At 44.8% G+C, this 18,658-nt stretch carries 15 protein-coding genes; 5 read left to right on the top strand and 10 right to left on the bottom strand.

The annotated features are described in order from the left end of the window. Positions 1 to 17 precede the first annotated feature (17 nt). The 4 genes from VEZ01S_RS05025 to VEZ01S_RS05010 form a co-directional block, all read right to left on the bottom strand. Entirely contained in the window at positions 18 to 506 is a 489-nt protein-coding gene (locus tag VEZ01S_RS05025; RefSeq protein ID WP_021712925.1) for an outer membrane beta-barrel protein, read from the bottom strand. A gap of 74 nt (positions 507 to 580) precedes the next feature. Then, positions 581 to 4,486, bottom strand: a complete 3,906-nt coding sequence (hrpA, locus tag VEZ01S_RS05020) for an ATP-dependent RNA helicase HrpA (protein WP_040890160.1) — start codon at positions 4,484 to 4,486, stop codon at positions 581 to 583. A 112-nt stretch (positions 4,487 to 4,598) separates the two neighbouring features. Beyond that, a complete protein-coding gene (locus tag VEZ01S_RS05015; RefSeq protein ID WP_439654002.1) occupies positions 4,599 to 5,942 on the bottom strand; it encodes a MipA/OmpV family protein in 1,344 nt (447 codons plus the stop codon). A gap of 137 nt (positions 5,943 to 6,079) precedes the next feature. Further along, the gene (locus VEZ01S_RS05010) at positions 6,080 to 6,769 is read right to left on the bottom strand and encodes a sulfite exporter TauE/SafE family protein (protein ID WP_040890213.1); all 690 of its coding nucleotides are present in this window, start codon (positions 6,767 to 6,769) and stop codon (positions 6,080 to 6,082) included. A 138-nt stretch (positions 6,770 to 6,907) separates the two neighbouring features. Here VEZ01S_RS05010 and VEZ01S_RS05005 point away from each other — a divergent pair, with 138 nt between their 5' ends. Then, positions 6,908 to 7,357: a tellurite resistance TerB family protein gene (locus VEZ01S_RS05005; RefSeq protein WP_021712921.1), complete on the top strand. Its 450-nt coding sequence runs from the start codon at positions 6,908 to 6,910 to the stop codon at positions 7,355 to 7,357. Between the two features lie 25 nt (positions 7,358 to 7,382). On the opposite strand, the gene VEZ01S_RS05000 is transcribed toward VEZ01S_RS05005, so the two are convergent. Beyond that, positions 7,383 to 7,913 (bottom strand): 3'-5' exonuclease, encoded by a 531-nt coding sequence (locus tag VEZ01S_RS05000; protein ID WP_021712920.1) that lies wholly within the window; start codon positions 7,911 to 7,913, stop codon positions 7,383 to 7,385. Between the two features lie 151 nt (positions 7,914 to 8,064). On the opposite strand from VEZ01S_RS05000, the gene VEZ01S_RS04995 reads away from it, so the two are divergent. The 3 genes from VEZ01S_RS04995 to VEZ01S_RS04985 all read left to right on the top strand — a co-directional run bounded on the left by VEZ01S_RS04995 (position 8,065) and on the right by VEZ01S_RS04985 (position 13,470). Beyond that, positions 8,065 to 8,697 (top strand): DUF2760 domain-containing protein, encoded by a 633-nt coding sequence (locus VEZ01S_RS04995; protein WP_021712919.1) that lies wholly within the window; start codon positions 8,065 to 8,067, stop codon positions 8,695 to 8,697. After that, positions 8,697 to 10,541: an Hsp70 family protein gene (locus tag VEZ01S_RS04990; RefSeq protein ID WP_021712918.1), complete on the top strand. Its 1,845-nt coding sequence runs from the start codon at positions 8,697 to 8,699 to the stop codon at positions 10,539 to 10,541. Before VEZ01S_RS04995 ends, VEZ01S_RS04990 begins: the two co-directional genes overlap by 1 nt. A gap of 70 nt (positions 10,542 to 10,611) precedes the next feature. Continuing rightward, positions 10,612 to 13,470: an Hsp70 family protein gene (locus VEZ01S_RS04985; protein ID WP_021712917.1), complete on the top strand. Its 2,859-nt coding sequence runs from the start codon at positions 10,612 to 10,614 to the stop codon at positions 13,468 to 13,470. 114 nt (positions 13,471 to 13,584) lie between these two features. Here VEZ01S_RS04985 and nadS read toward each other — a convergent pair whose 3' ends face one another. Continuing rightward, complete coding sequence (gene nadS / locus VEZ01S_RS04980) at positions 13,585 to 13,869, bottom strand: NadS family protein (protein WP_021712916.1); 285 nt, start codon at positions 13,867 to 13,869, stop codon at positions 13,585 to 13,587. Between the two features lie 278 nt (positions 13,870 to 14,147). On the opposite strand from nadS, the gene msrB reads away from it, so the two are divergent. After that, entirely contained in the window at positions 14,148 to 15,299 is a 1,152-nt protein-coding gene (gene msrB, locus VEZ01S_RS04975; RefSeq protein ID WP_021712915.1) for a peptide-methionine (R)-S-oxide reductase MsrB, read from the top strand. A 108-nt stretch (positions 15,300 to 15,407) separates the two neighbouring features. Here msrB and VEZ01S_RS04970 read toward each other — a convergent pair whose 3' ends face one another. The 4 genes from VEZ01S_RS04970 to tyrR are packed head-to-tail and all read right to left on the bottom strand — an operon-like array spanning position 15,408 to position 18,632. Further along, complete coding sequence (locus tag VEZ01S_RS04970) at positions 15,408 to 15,881, bottom strand: DUF2947 domain-containing protein (RefSeq protein ID WP_021712914.1); 474 nt, start codon at positions 15,879 to 15,881, stop codon at positions 15,408 to 15,410. A gap of 1 nt (position 15,882) precedes the next feature. Further along, positions 15,883 to 16,473, bottom strand: coding sequence for an HD domain-containing protein (locus VEZ01S_RS04965; protein WP_021712913.1), 591 nt, complete (start codon positions 16,471 to 16,473; stop codon positions 15,883 to 15,885). Then, the gene (gene rimJ, locus VEZ01S_RS04960; protein ID WP_021712912.1) at positions 16,461 to 17,054 is read right to left on the bottom strand and encodes a ribosomal protein S5-alanine N-acetyltransferase; all 594 of its coding nucleotides are present in this window, start codon (positions 17,052 to 17,054) and stop codon (positions 16,461 to 16,463) included. Before rimJ ends, VEZ01S_RS04965 begins: the two co-directional genes overlap by 13 nt. 33 nt (positions 17,055 to 17,087) lie before the next feature. Then, entirely contained in the window at positions 17,088 to 18,632 is a 1,545-nt protein-coding gene (gene tyrR / locus VEZ01S_RS04955) for a transcriptional regulator TyrR (RefSeq protein ID WP_021712911.1), read from the bottom strand. Between the last annotated feature and the right edge of the window lie 26 nt (positions 18,633 to 18,658).

The following is an 18,658-nucleotide window of genomic DNA, read 5'->3' as shown; positions in this document are numbered from 1 at the left end:
CCGATAAACAATGGTGCTTATAGGAAGTGGAACGTCGCGTTTAACGTGTAAGAATCCACATTGCCACCGCTGATTTCAAAGTTTTGGTAACCCGCACCTACAGAAATCATATCAACGACGAAGTATTCAACACCCACACCGTACATCAAATCGTAACCGTCATCATCTTGTGCGCCTGCTTTACCAGCCAAATCATAACGATGAGCACCTAAACGACCGTATAGGTGTACAGGGCCTAAATCGATGCTTGGTTTAATACCTGCGTAAACCGATTGGAAATCGTATTTTTCAGGACCCACATCAAATGAGCCCAGCTTCCAGTAACCCGCTTCCACACCGATAATAGGTAAAATACCTGTACCTACATGAAAACCAAAGGTAGAGGTTTTATCGCTTTTAAACGAAGACTGACCGACAGAGCCACCCGCATACAACCAAGAATCTGCTGCTGCCATTGAAGAAACGCCCATTAAGGCTATCGCCAGAGCATATTTACCGTACTTCATTCTAACTTCCTGTTTTGTTAGTGCTTTTGAATCATATTATTATGTATCACAAATTGGATATTCGCAGTAAAGATTTACACATTTTCAATCGCATTACGAATACGTTTATCCGAAATTGGATAAGGTGTACCCAATTGCTGCGCAAAAAAGCTCACTCTAAGCTCCTGCAACATCCAGTGAATTTCTTTAACCGAATCTGGCACTGCGGTACCTTTCGGGATTTTGTTTTTCAATTCTTGATATTCGCGCGCCACTGTTTCTATTTTTAACAATTGCAATCGGTCGCGATTAGGATCAATCGGCAGTTTTTCCATACGTCTTTCGATTGCTTTCATATAGCGTAGGATATCTGGCAGTTTCTTCCAACCGCAATCGGTGGCAAAGCCTTTATAGATCAAGCCTTCAACTTGCGCCTTAATATCAGAAAGGGCAAACGCCATGCTTAAATCAACGCGACCTTTGAGCTTCTTATTGATGTTAAAGGCTGTGGTCAGAATCGTCTCTACTTGCTGCGCAATATGCACTACAGTATCGCCCAATTCGGCGCGTACATGCTCTTTCAACGCTTCAAATTGCTCAGGTTGCCATACTAGACCGCCCTGCTCTTCGATGAGTTTGTCTATCCCACAGGCAATACAATCATCTATCAGATCAAGTACTTTTCCATAAGGGTTAAAGTACAAGCCAAGTTTAGATTTATTCGGCAAGTTCTGATGCAGATACTTAATCGGCGATGGTACGTTTAGCAAAACCAAACGACGCTGACCGGCGCGCATCGCTTGCTGCTGTTCAAACTCGGTTTCAAACAGTTTAATCTCAACGCTTTGCTTGGCATCCACAATCGCAGGATAGGCTTTGACTTGATAGCCTCCGCGTTTTTGCTCGTACACCTTAGGGATTTCGCCAAAGCTCCACGTATGCAGATCTTTTTGTTCAATATCGTCATCTGCAACTTTAGATAAGGTTTGCTGAACCTTCTCTTTTAGGCTGTCTTTAAGCTCATACAGATCGGCGTGTTCTTTGAGTTTACGATTGCGATGATCCACCGCGCGGTACGTTACTTTTAAATGATCAGGGATTTGCTCTAGCTTCCAATCATCGCGCACCACTTCTACGCCTGTCATGCGGCGAAGCTCTTTTTCTAAACTATCCAGTAGCGGCGCTTCTAATGGCGTCACTCTAGACAGGAAAGCATCAGCGTAGTTTGGCGCGGGCACAAAGTTTCGACGCAGTGTTTTAGGCAGCGATTTAATTAACGCCACTACCAACTCATGACGCAAACCCGGTATTTGCCAATCAAAACCTTGTGGCTGGATTTGGTTTAACACGGGTAATGGAATGTGCACTGTGACACCGTCACTATCATCACCGGGCTCAAATTGGTAACTGAGCTTAAGTTTGACGCCGTTTTGGTGCCAAAAGTTAGGATAATCCAACTCCGTGACATGTGAAGCATCGCCTCTAAACAGCATCTCTTTTTCAAAGTTGAGCAACTCAGGAGAGCCTTTGCGCTCTTTATTCCACCATGAGTCAAAGTGACGACCAGAAATCGCTTCAGTTGAGACTCGCTGATCGTAAAAATCAAACAATTCGTCGTCGTCCACCAAAATGTCACGGCGACGAGACTTGTGCTCCAGCTCTTCCACTTCTAGCAATAATTTACGGTTTTGCTTAAAGAAAGTGTGTTTGGTTTCCCAATCACCCTCTACCATCGCCGAGCGAATAAATATTTCGCGACACAGCACAGGCTCAATCGGCCCATAATTAACGGTGCGCTTAGGAATAATAGGAATCCCATACAAGGTCACTTTTTCATGCGCTTGCACGGCGGCTTGTTTCTTCGACCAATGCGGTTCGCTGTACGAGCGTTTAATCAGGTGTTTAGCCAGAGGCTCAATCCATTCTGGTTGGATTTTTGCCACGATGCGTCCCCAAAGACGTGATGTTTCCACCAGCTCGGCGGTCATCACCCATTTCGGTTGCTTCTTGAATAAGCCCGATGCAGGGAAAATATGAAAACGTGCGTTTCGAGCGCCTTGATATTCATTCTTCTCTTGGTCTTTCATACCTATGTGCGACAACATACCGCTGAGCAGTGCGCAGTGCACCGCTTGATAATCGGCAGGCTCTTGGTTAACTTGAATATTCAATTCACGCAACGACTGGCTGAGCTGGAAATACAGATCTTGCCACTCTCGAACTCTTAAGTAATTTAGGTAATCTTGCTTACATTGGCGTCGAAATTGATTGCCAGATAAGGATTTTTGTTGGGTTTTAATGTAATCCCACAAATTCACGAAACTTAAAAAGTCGGAGTCTTTATCAAAAAAGCGACGATGTTTGTCATCAGACGATTGTTGTTTATCACTAGGACGCTCTCTAGGGTCTTGAATAGATAAGGCTGAAGCAATAATCATCACCTCTTTAGCACAGCCCAAACGAGGCGCTTCAATCACCATTCGACCTAAGCGTGGATCGATTGGCAGTCTTGAGAGTTTGCGACCAATATCGGTGAGGCGTTTACGCGCATCTTTGGCGTTGGCATTAATTGCGCCAAGCTCTTCTAATAGACGCACACCATCTTGAATGTTGCGACGATCGGGCTTTTCTACAAATGGGAATGCTTCGATATCCCCCAGCCCCAAGGCGGTCATTTGCAAAATAACCGACGCTAAGTTGGTTCGTAAAATCTCTGGGTCAGTAAATTCAGGACGAGATAAGAAATCCTCTTCTGAATACAGTCGAATACAGATACCTTCTGCCACACGACCACAACGACCTTTACGCTGATTGGCGCTGGCTTGCGAAACAGGCTCAATAGGTAGGCGTTGCACCTTAGTGCGGTACGAATAGCGGCTAATACGCGCCGTACCCGGATCGATAACATAACGAATCCCTGGCACAGTCAGTGACGTTTCTGCTACATTGGTAGCCAGTACGATGCGACGTCCAGTGTGCGACTGAAAGATGCGGTTTTGTTCTGATGACGACAATCGCGCGTACAAAGGAACAATCTCAGTGCCCCGTAAATTACGCTTGGAAAGTGCATCAGCGGTATCACGAATTTCGCGCTCGCCATTCATGAAGATAAGGATATCCCCTAATCCTTCATCACATAGCTCATCGACTGCTTGGAAAATACCTTCCATTTGGTCGTGATCGTCATCATCGTCACCTGAAAGTGGACGATAGCGCGTATCTACCGGATAAGTACGTCCCGACACTTCGATAATTGGTGCGTTATTAAAGTGTTTTGAAAAGCGTTCTGGATCGATCGTTGCCGAAGTAATAATGACTTTTAAATCAGGGCGTTTTGGCAAGATATTGCGTAAGTAACCCAAGATAAAGTCGATGTTTAGACTGCGTTCGTGCGCTTCATCAATAATGATAGTATCGTACTGGTTTAGATAACGGTCATGCTGGATCTCAGCCAACAAGATACCGTCAGTCATCAGTTTAATTTGCGTGTTTTCAGAGATTTTGTCGTTAAAACGAACCTTATACCCCACAAACTCACCCAATTGGGTTTCCATCTCTTCTGCAATACGTGACGCAACAGAACGCGCTGCTAATCGTCTTGGCTGCGTGTGACCAATCAAGCCTGTTTTACCACGGCCTAATTCAGCACAAATTTTCGGGATCTGCGTTGTCTTACCAGAGCCTGTCTCACCGGCAATAATCACCACTTGGTTGTCGGTTATCGCATCAGCGATATCATCACGCATTTGGCTAACAGGTAGAATTTCTGGGTATTCGATGGTCGGCGTATTCGTTTGACGCGCCTGCACAGTCATCATTGACTGAGCAATATCTAGGGCTATTTCGTCGAATACGGCATTCTTCGCGCTCTCTTTTTTGATGCGACTGGCACCTTGAATGCGTTTAGAGAGGCGGAAGCGATCCTTAATCATGCACTCTTTTAGCGCTGATTTTAAAGAAGAAGCTGTGTTTGTCTGTTTTTGAGGGTGAGATTGGGTCAAAACAATTCCGAACTGATAACTGTGAAAGGTAGAACTGAGTAAATTGTATCACAACACGCGTAAAAAAAGCGTAGGCCATTTAACCTACGCTTTAATTCAGGCTCGAGAACGATTAAAAATCGAACTGCACGTACACGGAGTTGTAATTACTGCCGCCTTTTATACGCCCATATTGGGATGACTTTTCAAAAATCGCTGAGCGATGGTGAATCGAATAACCTAGCCAGACGTTGTCCATAGAGCGAGTGTTAAAGAGCGACCCTAAATTTGCATCCAAGGAAAAGTCTAGATAATTGAGGAAGTTATTCGGCTCATACCCTTTATCTGCAAACTCGTTTTTCTCCAATGAATTGATTTTTGAGGTATACGACATCCCTTCCGCGACCCCAAAGCGCCAATCAAATGGCCATGTAAAGGTGTAATAGGCTTTGATGGCTAAGATATATTCTTGACTGGAAGCCTGATCGGCGTTGTTCCAGTGCCAAGCAAAACCCGGCGTCAGATAAATGTCTAAAGGTAAACCAAATAAATTATCGGTAAGCGGATGTCCATAAAAGAGGCTAGTCAGCTGACTGTTGTAAGGATCGTCTTCAATATCTCCACTGATAATATCCCCTAGGTTAGAGGGCGTCCCCCAACCATGGGCAATTCTCAAATACGGTTTATTGGATAAGTGAGACTTGCGCTCTTTGTCTGGATCATTAAAAAATCCGATACCCAAATAATATTCAGTCTGTATTTGATCATCAATCAAAGAGGTGCTTCGCGCACTACTGTCTAAAATCTGCGCATTGACGGCGCCAAGAAAATAAAGATTCGACACCACATGATAATAAGCTCTCACTCCGACAAAAGAGTCAACTCCTGCATCGATATCTTGGCTATCTAACGCGTAATATCGAGTATTAAAGTCACCGCTTTTTAGGCGCAATGATGCATGAGGCTCAAGAGTGAGGCCAGCAAAATGATAATTGGCCTCTGCCCCCAGTGTGGTATACCAATTTCCGTCGGTATCCGACATGGCTTCGGTAAACGCAAGCCACTGAGGGTTAAACTGATACTCGGCTCTTAAGCCTAAATCGAGTGTATCTGCGCCGTATTTGTTTTGTATTTCTGCGGGGATATCAACAAAACGAATTCGCCCAAGCATAGAGACATTCCATGGGCTCTCTTTTGCATTATACAAATACGCCCCCATACTCAGCCCTCTGACATACACGTATTCATTTTCAAAATAGAGCATTGGGATAAAGGTACTAACTCGCTCGGAATCGTCAAGGTCGAGATCGTTCACATAGGGAATTGATGCTGAGCGCACCACGCCCGCCAGCCCCCATGTTTGCTCAGGATGACGGTCCGAATCAGTTAATTCAGCGATAGAAGATTGAGACGCTTCTATCGGTTGTGTCACGGTATTCTCATCTGCCGTGGCATTTGGCGATAATCCAACCAACATAGATGCACTGATGATCAGCGCAGGTTTGACTGTCTTCATAGAGTCCTTTCTATACAAATAACAATAATTGAAAAAATCACTATTAATTATAGAGTTACATCTACAAAACGCGTAAAAATTACGGTAATTTTTTGCCGCTAGCTCAACCCCTGCCAAATAGCATAACTACCACTCACTAAACACAATACTAATGATATTCTTCTCATCCACTCTTTTGACACATAATCAACCGTACGCATCGCCACCCAATACCCCAGAAAAGCCACAGGAATCAAAGGTAAGGCTAGCCAAACATGCATTAAGGTGAAGCGCCCAACAACCGCTAACACCGTTAAGGATATCACCGCACTAAATACAAAAAATGCCGACAGATTACCGCGCAGATTATTCGCCTCTTGGTGTTGCAGTAACAAAGCCATCGGCGGCCCACCGATACCTGAGCTCGTGCCCATAAAACCAGATAAGAAACCCGCAACTAACATACGTTTGGGCGTAGGCGCAATGCGAAACGGTAATGCGCTGACTAACACCGCAAGCAACACAAATGCGCCTAAACCAATAGAGAGCATACTGGCGGAGACATATAGCAAGATCCCCCCGCCGACCATTGAGCCTGGTATGCGGCCATAGAGCGCCAGTTTTAAGCCGCCAATACCAATATTTTTACGGTATTTAAAAGCGGTTATTAAGGAGATAAACAGCCCCACCAAAGAGATAGGCCCTGGAATATAGTCGTGCGAAATATGAAATAACAATGGCGCCGATACGATGGCTAAGCCAAACCCTATCGTAGTTTGTACAAAAGAGCCCATGAAGATCAATAGCATGGCCAAAAGGGTCGAGGTTTCAAATAAGCCTAGGTCAGGCATTTTAACTCCAAAGTAGTTTTGCAAAATTGATAGTTGACTTCATTCCCCTTAATACTGCATATAATGAACATAGATCACAGAATTTAGGACAACGGCATGTTTAATAAGCTTCAATCACTATTTAAAGAACTATTAGATGGTCATGACCTTGCACATCACACCAAGCAACAGCCAAAACTGGCTATTGCTGCATTGCTTTGCGAAGTCACCGCAGCCGATCATGAACAGACAACGGAAGAGCTTGTCGCGGAACAAACCATGCTCAGTAAACTGCTAGAAGTGACCGAGGAAGAAGCGACTGAGCTACTTGACAACGCACGTCAACAAGCTGAGCAATCGGTCTCTCTTTATGATTTCACCTCGCAACTAAGAGATTTACCTAGAGAAAAACGCAATCAGTTGATCAAAGCTATGTGGACGGTCGCTTACGCCGATGGCGAATTAGACCCTATAGAAGAGTCCGTCATTCGCAAGGCTGCTGAACTTATCTACGTTGACCACAAGGATTTTGTGAAAACAAAATTAGAAGTGCAAGAATCGGTATAACGCATTTGCCTAGCGCTTTCAGTGCCTACAACATCACTAATGCGAGTTTTGCTAAATTATAAGCGTCGGTATAGCCTGAGTGCTGCCGACCTTCCCATTCAATATTCACCGCCTCTTGAGCCGCTCGATGCCCAATTCTTTTGTCTTTAAGCCGGTGTTGCATTCGATATAAAGTGGCTAAATTGACGAATTCGACAAATGGGAAATCAATCCCTTTATCGCGACACTCATTGCGAAAAATCACATCATCCCTGCCCCAGCTCGCGTAAATCTTATTTGCGCCGCCGAAGTTTTTTATCATTGATTTCATTACCGCTTCTAACGGCCTACCTTGCTTTTCTATTTTACGCGCAGAAATGCCCGTTAATTCGGTGCAGAAAGGGGAAATTTCATCTTGTTCAGGTTTGACATAATATTGGGCTCGTTTGACGATTTCTTGTTTATAAAGATCGACCTCTGCTAAGCCAATTTCTATGATTTCACCTGTTGTTCCCTTTCCGTTTTCATTCCAGCAACACATTTCTAAATCAAAGCAAACAACTCGATTATAGTTCATTCAATCCTATTCATTCACGGTCATCATTGCCGATAAGTCTACCTTAAATAGTCACACTCAAACTATAAGTAAATTCATTTAAGTACTTGAATTTCTGCTCAAGAACCCACACATTTAGAGCAATTATAAAATATCCAATGAGACTCTAATCATGATCATCGACCTATCCGTGTTACCGACCACGTTTGATATGCTTCACGCAGGTTTGGCTGCCTCTAGTGTCGTCCTGCTGGCCGTTGCTATTGCTCGTAAGCCAAAAACCATTGAAAAGATTATAGAAAAACCCGTTGAGAAACGTGTTGAAGTTGAAGTACCCGTTGAAAAAATCGTTGAAGTTGAGAAGATTGTTGAAGTAGAAAAAGTGGTAGAACGCGTTGTTGAAGTAGAATCTAAGCTTAAAACAGCCTCTACTGATTCCGCATTACAACTGCTGTCACTTTTACAACAAGAAGCACGTTTAATTGATTTCCTTAAAGAAGACATCTCATCATTTGCTGATGATGAAGTGGGCGCAGCGGCTCGCGTTATCCATAGCGGCGGTCAAAAAGTATTAAAAGACTACGTTACACTCTCTCCAGTGCGTAGCGAAACAGAAGAAACTACCGTCTCTGTTGCTGAAGGTTTTGACGCTCAAGAAATTCGTTTGATTGGCAATGTCACAGGTAAAGCGCCATTTACTGGCACGCTTATCCATAAAGGTTGGAAAGCCGATAACATTGAACTGCCAAAACTGTCTGAAAACTACAACGCCGCAATCATTGCGCCAGCAGAGGTTGAGCTTTAATGACCGATTCAGCAAAATACATCGTTGGTATTGACCTTGGTACTACCCACAGTGTGCTCTCTTTTGTCGATAAACATGACGAAGATGCAAACGTCGCAGTAATGCCAATTGCGCAGCTAAGCGCTCCTGGTCAAGTAGAAAGCCAAAACCAACTTGGCTCATTTATCTATCAGCCAAGTGAACACGAAATGGGCGCAGGCTCTCGCACGCTGCCTTGGACGGATTCACCGGAAGCGCTGGTGGGCTCAGTTGCTAGAAAACTGGGTAGCAAAACCCCTATTCGTTTGGTGGCAAGTGCTAAGTCGTGGCTGTGCCATGCCGGCGTTAACCGCCGCGAAGCTTTCTTGCCAGCGGGTAGCCCAGAAGAGATCACAAAAATCTCTCCTCTTCGCGCAACCGAGCTTTATCTCGAACATTTAATGCAAGCGTGGAATCACGCGCATCCTGAGCATCCGTTGCAAGAGCAAGACGTCACTATCACTGTGCCTGCATCGTTTGATCCTGCGGCGCGCGATCTCACCGCAGAAGCGGCGCGCAATATCAATTTACACCACTTAACTCTTTTAGAAGAGCCCCAAGCGGCGCTGTACAACTGGGTTGAGAAAACCGGTGATGATTGGCGTAACCAACTCAGTGTCGGTGATGTGGTGCTGGTGGTCGATGTGGGTGGCGGTACTACCGATTTGTCTTTGGTTTCTGTTACCGAAGAAGACGGCAATCTGACTCTAGAGCGCGTTGCCGTAGGTGAACATATCCTTCTTGGCGGTGACAACATGGATCTTGCCTTGGCCTATCGCATCAAAATGAAGATGGCGCAAGACGGAAAAGATTTACAGCCTTGGCAAATTCAATCCATCGTACACGCTTGTCGCGATGCCAAAGAAGCGCTGCTTAACGACAAAGAACTGCAATCAGTACCGATTGTGATTCCAAGTCGCGGCTCTAAGCTAATGGGAAGCACGCTAAAAACTGAATTAACTTCTGAAGAAGTGCAGCAAACCTTAGTCGATGGTTTCTTCCCTATCGTTGATATCGACGAGCATCCAAAACAAGCTCGTCGTGGCGCACTCACTCAAATGGGCCTACCTTACGCCCAAGATGCCGGCATTACGCGTCATATCGCGGCATTTTTGAGTAAACAAGCACAATCTACTGCTGATATGTTTGGCGGTATGTTCGATAACAGCAAACCCGATTTTGTAAAACCGACCGCTATATTATTTAATGGTGGCGTATTAAAAGCCAATACGCTTTCTGAGCGTTTGTTTGAAGTCATCAACCTATGGCTTAGCGATAGTGATTCGCCACAAGCTAAACAACTGCTCGGTTCCGATCTTGATTTAGCGGTCTCTTCAGGCGCAGCTTACTATGGTCAAGTGCGTCAAGGTAAAGGCGTGCGTATTCGCGGTGGTATTGCTTCTAGCTACTATGTGGGCATTGAAAGTGCGATGCCTGCCATCCCTGGTATGGCGCCGCCAATGGAAGCACTTTGCGTTGCCCCATTTGGCATGGAAGAAGGCTCAGCAGTTGACGTACCAAGCCAAGAATTTGGTTTGGTGATTGGTCAGCCAGTGCATTTCCAATTTTACGGTTCAACCACCCGACGTGAAGACAGCGCTGGTACGCATTTAGATTACTGGCAAGATGGCGAGCTAGAAGAGCTACCTGAAATTCAAGTCACGTTAGATGCTAAAGAAGGCCGTCAGGTCGGCGAAGTCGTTGCTGTAAACTTGGCCGCTAGAGTGACGGAACTGGGTACGTTATACCTTGAAGCTATCGCTAACGACAATGGTCAAAAATGGCACGTTGAGTTTAGTGTAAGGGACGACAACCACTCACATTAAACTATACTCTCCCATAACAGCACCGAGCTCTTCGGTGCTGTTTTCCCCCATTCTGCTCTGAGTTAACACTATGGCATCGTCAAAAAAATCTCGCTTTCTAGTTGGCATCGATTTAGGCACAACCAATACCGTTGTCGCCTTTTGTGAAAACAATGAACCTCTTAAAGAGTCGCCGTTACAACTGTTTGAAATACCGCAGTTAGTTGGACAAGGTGAAGTGGCAAAAAGGCCGCAGCTGCCCTCTTTTCGTTTTCACGCCACCAAGCAACAGTTTTCCAGTGAGTCACTGCAACTGCCTTGGGAGCAACACAGCGTAGACGGTGACATTGAGCAAGTGATTATTGGTGAGTGGGCTCGTGAGCTTGGCTCGCAAGTCGAAGGTCGCCAAGTATCCAGTGCCAAAAGTTGGCTGTCACACAGCAATGTGGATAGAGAATCCGACATTCTGCCTTGGGCGGGCGCCGATGACGTTGATAAAATCTCACCAGTTATTGCCAGTGCCAGTTACTTAAATCATATTCGTCTGGCTTGGAATCATCAAAACCCAATCAACCGACTGGAAGAGCAAGAAGTGGTGATTACCGTTCCTGCCTCTTTTGACGAAACCGCGCGCAACCTCACTTTAAAAGCGGCGCGCCTTGCGGGATTAGATTCAGTATTACTGCTCGAAGAACCACAAGCGGCCTGTTATGACTGGTACGCGCGCTTTGAGCAGCAACAAAACCCAGATTTATCCGACATTCCGCTGATCTTAATTTGTGATGTGGGCGGCGGTACTACTGACCTTAGTTTAATCAAAGCCAACTACACCGATAATCAGCTAAGCCTTAGTCGCATCGGTGTGGGCGAGCACTTAATGCTCGGTGGTGACAATATTGACTTAGCCCTTGCGCACATTAGCGAGCAAAAGCTAAACAATAAAACCCCAATGAAAGCGCAAGCTTTGGGTAAACTCATTTCGCAAACGCGCCGCGTAAAAGAAACTTTGCTTGGGGTAAACGCGCCCGAAGAAGGTAAAGTGACCTTACTTGGCGGCGGTTCACGTCTTATTGGTGGCGCACGAAGTGTGGCTCTGAGCAAACAAGAAGTTCAGGAGTTGGGCTTAGAAGGCTTTTTCCCTGACATTGAATTTGACCAGTTACCGAATCATAAACGTAGCGCTGTGGTGGAATTTGGCCTGCCTTATGTTTCAGACCCTGCTATCACCAAGCATGTGGCACAGTTCTTAAATCAGCACCAAGCGGCTTGTCACGATGCTTTAAACACTGCCAACAACGCTGCTCAAAGTTCATCTCAAAGTAACGAAAAAGCCATTCCTGTGGCGTTATTGGTCAATGGCGGCGCATTTAACAGTCCACTGATTAAAGCGCGCATGCAAACCGTGCTTGAGCATTGGCGAGGCGATGCCATCACCCTATTGGACAACCCGCATCCAGATTATGCGGTTGCCTACGGCGCAGTAGCGTACAGCAAAGCCAGACGTGGCGCACAGCTGAAAATTGGAGGCGGCAGTCCGCGCTCTTACTTCTTGCATCTGCCAAGTAAAAACAAAAGCCAAGCCTTATGTTTATTGGGCAAAGGCGCAGAAGAAGGCACCGAAGTTCGCCTTACCGGACGACGCTTCGCCCTGACCTTAGATCAACCGGTGCGATTTAACCTATTAACCACCACCATTGATGCGCTCAATGATGGCTCTAGTCCTAACAACGGCACCTTGCATGCCGTTGATAGCGATGTGATGCAAGCCTTGCCGCCGTATGTGGCATCGCTAGACAGCGGCAAAGTTGAAGATAGTGAAACCCTATCAGCCAATCAGAAACGCCGCGTTGAAGTGCAACTTAGTAGTAAACTGACCGAGGTCGGCACACTGCAATTAGAATGTGTGGACATTAACGATGACACGGCTCGCTGGCAAGTGGAGTTTGAAGTGCGTAATCAAAAAGCGGTGCAAGAGCAAGAAATCCCCGCTAACTTACAGCAATCAAAAGAACTAATTTCCAAGCTCTACAGTGGTAGTAAGAAGCAAACCGACGTTAAAGAAATCAAGATGCTCGCCAAGCAATTGGAGCGCAACTTAGGAAAACGAGATAACTGGGACGTGACCACGTCACGCCATATTTTCGATGCGTTTGCTTTAGGTAAAAAACGCCGTCGCCGCTCTGAACCGCACGAGAAAAACTGGCTACGTCTTGCTGGCTATAGCCTAAGACCCGGCTTTGGCGATCCAGTAGATTCATGGCGCATGGAACAAGTGTGGCCTTTGTATCAACAAAGCATACAGTTTAAAAACCAACAAGGATGGAGTGATTGGTGGATATTCTGGCGTCGTGTCAGTGGCGGTTTAAATCAAGAACAGCAAGAAACCATCCTTGCCGATATTGCGAAATACTTACACCCCGGCGCATTAAAAAATCCGCAATCTGCCAAGTTAGCCCATGAGCAAGGTTATGAAGCTATGGTGCGTTTGTCTGCTTCCCTTGAGCGACTGCACTTTGACGATAAAACCTTGTTAGCAAACTGGTTTATCAGCAAAGCCTGCAATATGGATAGCTATCGTGATGCACACTGGTGGGCACTGGCAAGACTGGCTAACCGCAGGCCACTGTATGGCAGTCAGCACAACGTTATTCCTGTCACGGACGTTCAAGGTTGGTTAAAAACCTTGTTAGATCTAGATTGGAACAAGCAAAAAATGGCCGCTTTCGCAGCGGTAATGATGTCTTGTAAAACCGGTGATAGAACGTTAGATATTTCAGAAGAGTATCGCGCGCAAGTCATCGATAAAATCACCACCAGCAAAGTGCCGCAAACTTGGCTACACCTGCTTAATAGTGAAGAATCGTTTGATCAAGAAGAAGCACAAAAAGCCTTCGGTGATACCCTACCCGCTGGATTGCAGTTGCTTAAAGAAGACCTTAAAGAAGAATAGAAAGACGAATAGCCAATCCGCTAAAATGCTCCCTTCTATTTTGCATTTGATATCGTTTTCGGTATCAAATGTGGTAGATAGTTGGGAGTAATAATACCGTATACATCAAATTACTTACGCCAAAGCGCGAATCACCGCTTGTGGATCTTTGGCAAGTACATTCAATAGCACCAACGCCGGACCTCTTGGCGTTCTATCACCACGCTCCCAATGGCGTAACGTGCCCAGACTAATACCAAACGTAGATGCAAATTCTGCTTGTGTCATTGCCACATTATGACGAAGCGCTTTCACATCCACTGCATCAAATTGATGAACGGTTGCCCCTTTTGTCTTGCCTTCAGCAAATTCAACCGCCTCTAGCAGACCTTGTTGAATACTTTCAAATGCGCTAGTCATACTTGTCTCCTGTAGTGCCCGATAAATTCACCAAGACGTTGCATTTTTGTTCTGACAACTCCCCTGTATAATAATTAACAAGCTATAATCCATTGGATTACCTGTGACAAATTTTGCACCCTACATTTACCGTTAGAATGATGCTCTCGTGACCTTATAAATATCTGCAAATACATGCTAAACCATCAAAATTGCACAATAATTATCCTTATACTTGAAAGTTTTTCTCAGTTGCCTCTGTCCTATAAGAAACTGTCAATGAAACAACGAGGTCTCATATGAAACGGCTCTCTACTGCTCTTCTTGGGGTGGCACTGGCGCTACCTTTGGCTTGGATGATTTCGGCGCCGTCAGTGGCTGATGATCAAAAAATGACTGATGCTAGCAACGTTAAAACCGCAACCTTAGCCGGTGGTTGTTTTTGGTGTACTGAAGCTGATTTAGAAAAACTGCCGGGCGTTATCGATGTGGTGTCGGGCTATGCCGGTGGCACAGAGAAAAACCCAACTTACAAGCAAGTAGCGGCAGGTAAAACAGGGCATATTGAAGCCATACAAGTGAAGTACGATGCGGATAAAGTCAGCTATGTACAGGTACTCGACCAACTGTTTCGCCATATGGACCCTACCGATGATAAAGGTTCGTTTGTAGACCGAGGCGCTCATTATCGCCCTGCTATTTTTTATCACAATAAGCAGCAATTCGATATCGCAACTCAGTTTATCCAAGACGTTGACGCTTTAGGCATCTATAAGAAGCCAATCAAAACTGAACTGATTCAATACACCACGTTTTGGAAAGCAGAAGAGTATCATCAAGATTATTACAAAAAGAATCCGATTCGTTATAAATACTACCGTCACGGCTCTGGGCGTGATCGCTATTTAGATTCTATTTTTGGTAAAGATAGAAAACAGAAAAACATGACTCTCATCGCTATGATTGAAGCCAATAGCCATGCAGGGAAAATGTCGAGCAGTATGTCGAGCACTAAGACTTACAGCAAACCCAGCGATGCTAAAATTAAACAGATGCTTACAGAAATGCAATATTATGTCACTCAGCAAGAAGGTACTGAGCGCCCTTTCAAAAACGAGTATTGGGATAATAAACGAGCCGGAATTTACGTAGATATCGTCTCTGGTGAACCTTTGTTTAGTTCAACGGATAAATACAAATCTGGTACCGGTTGGCCAAGCTTTACCAAGCCAATCGACAAGCAGTTTATTACTGAGCACAAAGACAATAAGCTTTTTTATACGCGAGTTGAGCTAAGAAGTCGTTTTGCAGACTCTCATTTGGGGCATGTATTTGAAGATGGACCCGAGCCAACGGGGCTAAGATACTGCATTAATTCAGCATCGCTGAAGTTCATCCCTAAAGAGCAGTTAGCGGCTATGGGGTATGAACAATATCTATCGCTGTTTTAGTCAGATTGAAGTGATTTAAGTTAAACCAGCAACATAGTTTCCTTTAACCGAATACTCATTGTGATGCTTTATACAATGAGTATTCGCTTTTCTAACAAGGCATATGGCTTAAGGACGATTACCTAATTTAACTTGGCCGTCGGAGGTAAACCATAAGGCTTGCTTGCGACGACGAGCCACTAAAATTGGGCCGTCATCAAAGAATAGGAAGTTTTTCCAGTGCGCTTTAAAGATTGACCAAGTGGTTTGAATCACGTTGTACTTTTCATAACAAAAATACACAGTTACATCATCTTGCCAATCAATGTGCTCAAAGATTTCATCCGGCAAGCCTTGATCGTCTGACTCCCAATTACTCATCCAATTCACTGAATCAAGCCAGTTTTGATTAGATGTAGCCCAATCTTGGCTGCTCATACGCTCTGCATCTGGGCTTTGTTTGCTGATATTGTCTTTCCAAAACACAGAGCTCTTAGCTTGCGTCATTGGCATAATCGCTGCTAAGTCCTGCTCAGGAATAGGCATTGATTGATGGGTAAAGATCCACTTACGTGAATAGTCATCTAAAGATATATAATCCATATTACTCGTCTTTTAGCCAGCCATTAGCGACGGCTTCATCTATGATTTGTAACGCTTTCTGCCACAAGGTTTCTGAGCCTTGTTGAATGCGACTGTTTATTGCGATAACTTGACTGCGCTTAACTTGATGCTCCACCCAGCTCTGACCTTGATTATGATAATTCAGGAACATAGGAATAAAGCGGTCTAGCGCTTTGGCGAATTTAGCATCATCACTGTTCGCCGCTTCAAATTCATCCCAAATGGCGCGCAGCTCAATGCGCTGATCTTCAGGTAAAAATCCAAATAGGCGATCCGCTGCTTGCAGCTCTTTTTGCGCCTGTTGCTGCGATGCAACAGCATCGTAAACAAAGGTATCACCAGCATCAATCTCGACAACATCGTGCAGCAATAACATTTTTAATACGCGACTGACATCCACCTGACTGTTCGCATGCTCTTGGGTAAGTAGCGCCATCGTTGCGACGTGCCAGCTATGCTCAGCACTGTTTTCCAAGCGGCCTTGCGCGCTCTTAACGCGAGTACGCCGTAATACATTTTTCAGTTGATCGATTTCTATCAACAGTTCAAGTTGCTGATTTAATCTTTGCATGCCGCTTTCCATTGATGATTCGTTAATGAGCTCAGCACATGATCCTGCCAACGCCCGTCAATTAAAAGATAATCTTTAGCCACACCTTCCTTGACAAAACCTAAACGTCGCAACACCTGAGCACTGCGCAGATTGTGTGGTAAATATGAAGCTTGAATGCGATGCAGTTTATACGTTGAGAATGCAAATTCACAGGCTTTGATTAAACTGTGATACATCAAGCCTTGTCCCTGCTCTTCTTCGTCTAATGAATAGCCTAAATTACAGCAATGGAATGGATAACCCACAATATTACTGAACGTGATAATGCCAAGCACGCGTGTTTGTTCTGCATTTAAAATCAGTAGATACAAACCCTGCCTCAGTTTTTCAAGCTCCGCTAGCCGCGTAATTTTATATTTCCATCCCACAATGGTATAAAATGCGTCATCTCGAATAGGGTCCCAAGGTTTTAAAAACGCTTTATTGCGCACAAAATATTCACACAGTATTTTGGCGTCCGTCGCACCTACTGAGCGTATCGTAACACGCTGCGACGAATACTCTTTGGCGACCACTGTTGGTTTATACGTAAAAAACATTCGTGTTACCTATTTCTGCCAACCTCTATCCACTTATTTCTTTCCGATATTGTAATCACGAAGTTTATTCGCAATTGAGGTATGCGAAACGTTCAATCGTTTCGCAAGCTTACGGCTGGACGGAAAGGCTTGATAAAGTTTATCTAATACCTGAGATTCATGGCGCTTCATTATCTGATCAAGCGAACCATCCATATCCAGTTTTGTTTCAGCGTTATTTAAATTATCTAATGTGGGTAGATGGAAATGCTTAGTTAACAACTGCGCACCATCAAGCTCCGTTAAACCACGTAGAACCGCATTATCCAACTCGCGTATATTCCCCGGCCAGCGATAACTGACCAATGCATCCATCAAGGTTGTCGAACAACTTGGCTTCTCAATACTCAATTGTGAACAGTGCTTCACCAGCAGCATGTCTAATAATGGAGCAATGTCAGACGGTCTCTCGTGCAATGGCGGGATCTTCAAATTGAGTACATTCAATCTAAAGTATAGATCTTGGCGGAATGAGCCAGATTCAATCAATTGCTCTAGCGTATGTCGGGTCGATGCGATTACGCGTACATTCACGCTGACTTCTTTGTCTTCGCCAACTCTTCTAAAGGTGCCATCTTGCAAAAATCGTAACAACTTACTTTGTAAATGTGCCGACATTTCGCCAATTTCATCCAAAAATACCGTGCCACCATCGGCATTTTCAAAAATACCTTTATGTGGCTTACCTTGATTTATTGCACCATCGGCATGACCAAATAACTCTGTCTCCGCTACATCATCAGGCATAGAGGCACAGCTTAGAACAATAAAGGGGTGAGTTGAGCGATGAGAGCGAGCGTGACAAGCACGAGCGAGCATCTCTTTGCCCGTGCCAGTATCACCTTCTATTAACAAAGGCTGATCCAGCATTGACAGTTTTTTAGCTTGAGTAATTAGTGCCTTGTGACGACTTGATGTACCAACAAAGTGCTCAAAACCTAATGGATCATGATCAGCAACTGACTCTGCATCGCTGGCTTCGTAACGCGACTGCCTGAGTTGAAAAACCGTACTGGCATGAACAGACGTTTCACTATCTTGTTGTAAGTGAACAGGGATAATCTCCATTTGATAGTCAATCCCTGCGATAACGACGGGCTGTTTGTTGCGCTCAGCACCATTATCTAACCAGCTTTGATAAGTGAATTGCGGCAAGATCTGACTTAGCTGTGATCCCAACAACGGTGCATCACTATTTTGGAACAATTGTTTGGCCTTTTGGTTGGCCATATCAATTTGCCCCTTAAGGCTGACCGACAACAAAGCCTCAGATAAATTATCCAGTACCGCTGTCAGTTCTGTGTTCTTTCTTTCGCTTGGCATAAAGCCGATACGTCGAACATCAGACACCCCTTCAATGCGTCTAATTTGTGCCATCAAGGTGCTGAAAGAGTCAAAATCTAACTCTGGGCAATTGAGATAAATAATACCGATAGGATCAATATCGATACCTCGTAAATCTAAATTTTGCGAGGTAAGAATATCTAATAATTCGCGGGTTAAGCCTAAGCGATCTTCACACAATACTTCTAAGCGCACATCCGACTCTCAAGTGTTCATTAATC

This window comes from Vibrio ezurae NBRC 102218, from assembly GCF_000467185.1.
Taxonomy (GTDB): Bacteria; Pseudomonadota; Gammaproteobacteria; order Enterobacterales; family Vibrionaceae; genus Vibrio; species Vibrio ezurae.
Note: the sequence above shows the minus strand (reverse complement) of the source record. Positions and strands in the feature narration are given on the sequence as shown.

Excerpts from the sequence above, each read along its gene's own strand:
- VEZ01S_RS05025 (WP_021712925.1), bottom strand. The coding sequence starts at position 506 with ATGAAGTACGGTAAATATGCTCTGGCGATAGCCTTAATGGGCGTTTCT.
- VEZ01S_RS05015 (WP_439654002.1), bottom strand. The coding sequence starts at position 5,942 with ATGTTGGTTGGATTATCGCCAAATGCCACGGCAGATGAGAATACCGTG.
- VEZ01S_RS05010 (WP_040890213.1), bottom strand. The coding sequence starts at position 6,769 with ATGCTATTGATCTTCATGGGCTCTTTTGTACAAACTACGATAGGGTTT.
- VEZ01S_RS05005 (WP_021712921.1), top strand. The coding sequence starts at position 6,908 with ATGTTTAATAAGCTTCAATCACTATTTAAAGAACTATTAGATGGTCAT.
- VEZ01S_RS05000 (WP_021712920.1), bottom strand. The coding sequence starts at position 7,913 with ATGAACTATAATCGAGTTGTTTGCTTTGATTTAGAAATGTGTTGCTGG.
- VEZ01S_RS04995 (WP_021712919.1), top strand. The coding sequence starts at position 8,065 with ATGATCATCGACCTATCCGTGTTACCGACCACGTTTGATATGCTTCAC.
- VEZ01S_RS04990 (WP_021712918.1), top strand. The coding sequence starts at position 8,697 with ATGACCGATTCAGCAAAATACATCGTTGGTATTGACCTTGGTACTACC.
- VEZ01S_RS04985 (WP_021712917.1), top strand. The coding sequence starts at position 10,612 with ATGGCATCGTCAAAAAAATCTCGCTTTCTAGTTGGCATCGATTTAGGC.
- nadS (WP_021712916.1), bottom strand. The coding sequence starts at position 13,869 with ATGACTAGCGCATTTGAAAGTATTCAACAAGGTCTGCTAGAGGCGGTT.
- msrB (WP_021712915.1), top strand. The coding sequence starts at position 14,148 with ATGAAACGGCTCTCTACTGCTCTTCTTGGGGTGGCACTGGCGCTACCT.
- VEZ01S_RS04970 (WP_021712914.1), bottom strand. The coding sequence starts at position 15,881 with ATGGATTATATATCTTTAGATGACTATTCACGTAAGTGGATCTTTACC.
- VEZ01S_RS04965 (WP_021712913.1), bottom strand. The coding sequence starts at position 16,473 with ATGCAAAGATTAAATCAGCAACTTGAACTGTTGATAGAAATCGATCAA.
- rimJ (WP_021712912.1), bottom strand. The coding sequence starts at position 17,054 with ATGTTTTTTACGTATAAACCAACAGTGGTCGCCAAAGAGTATTCGTCG.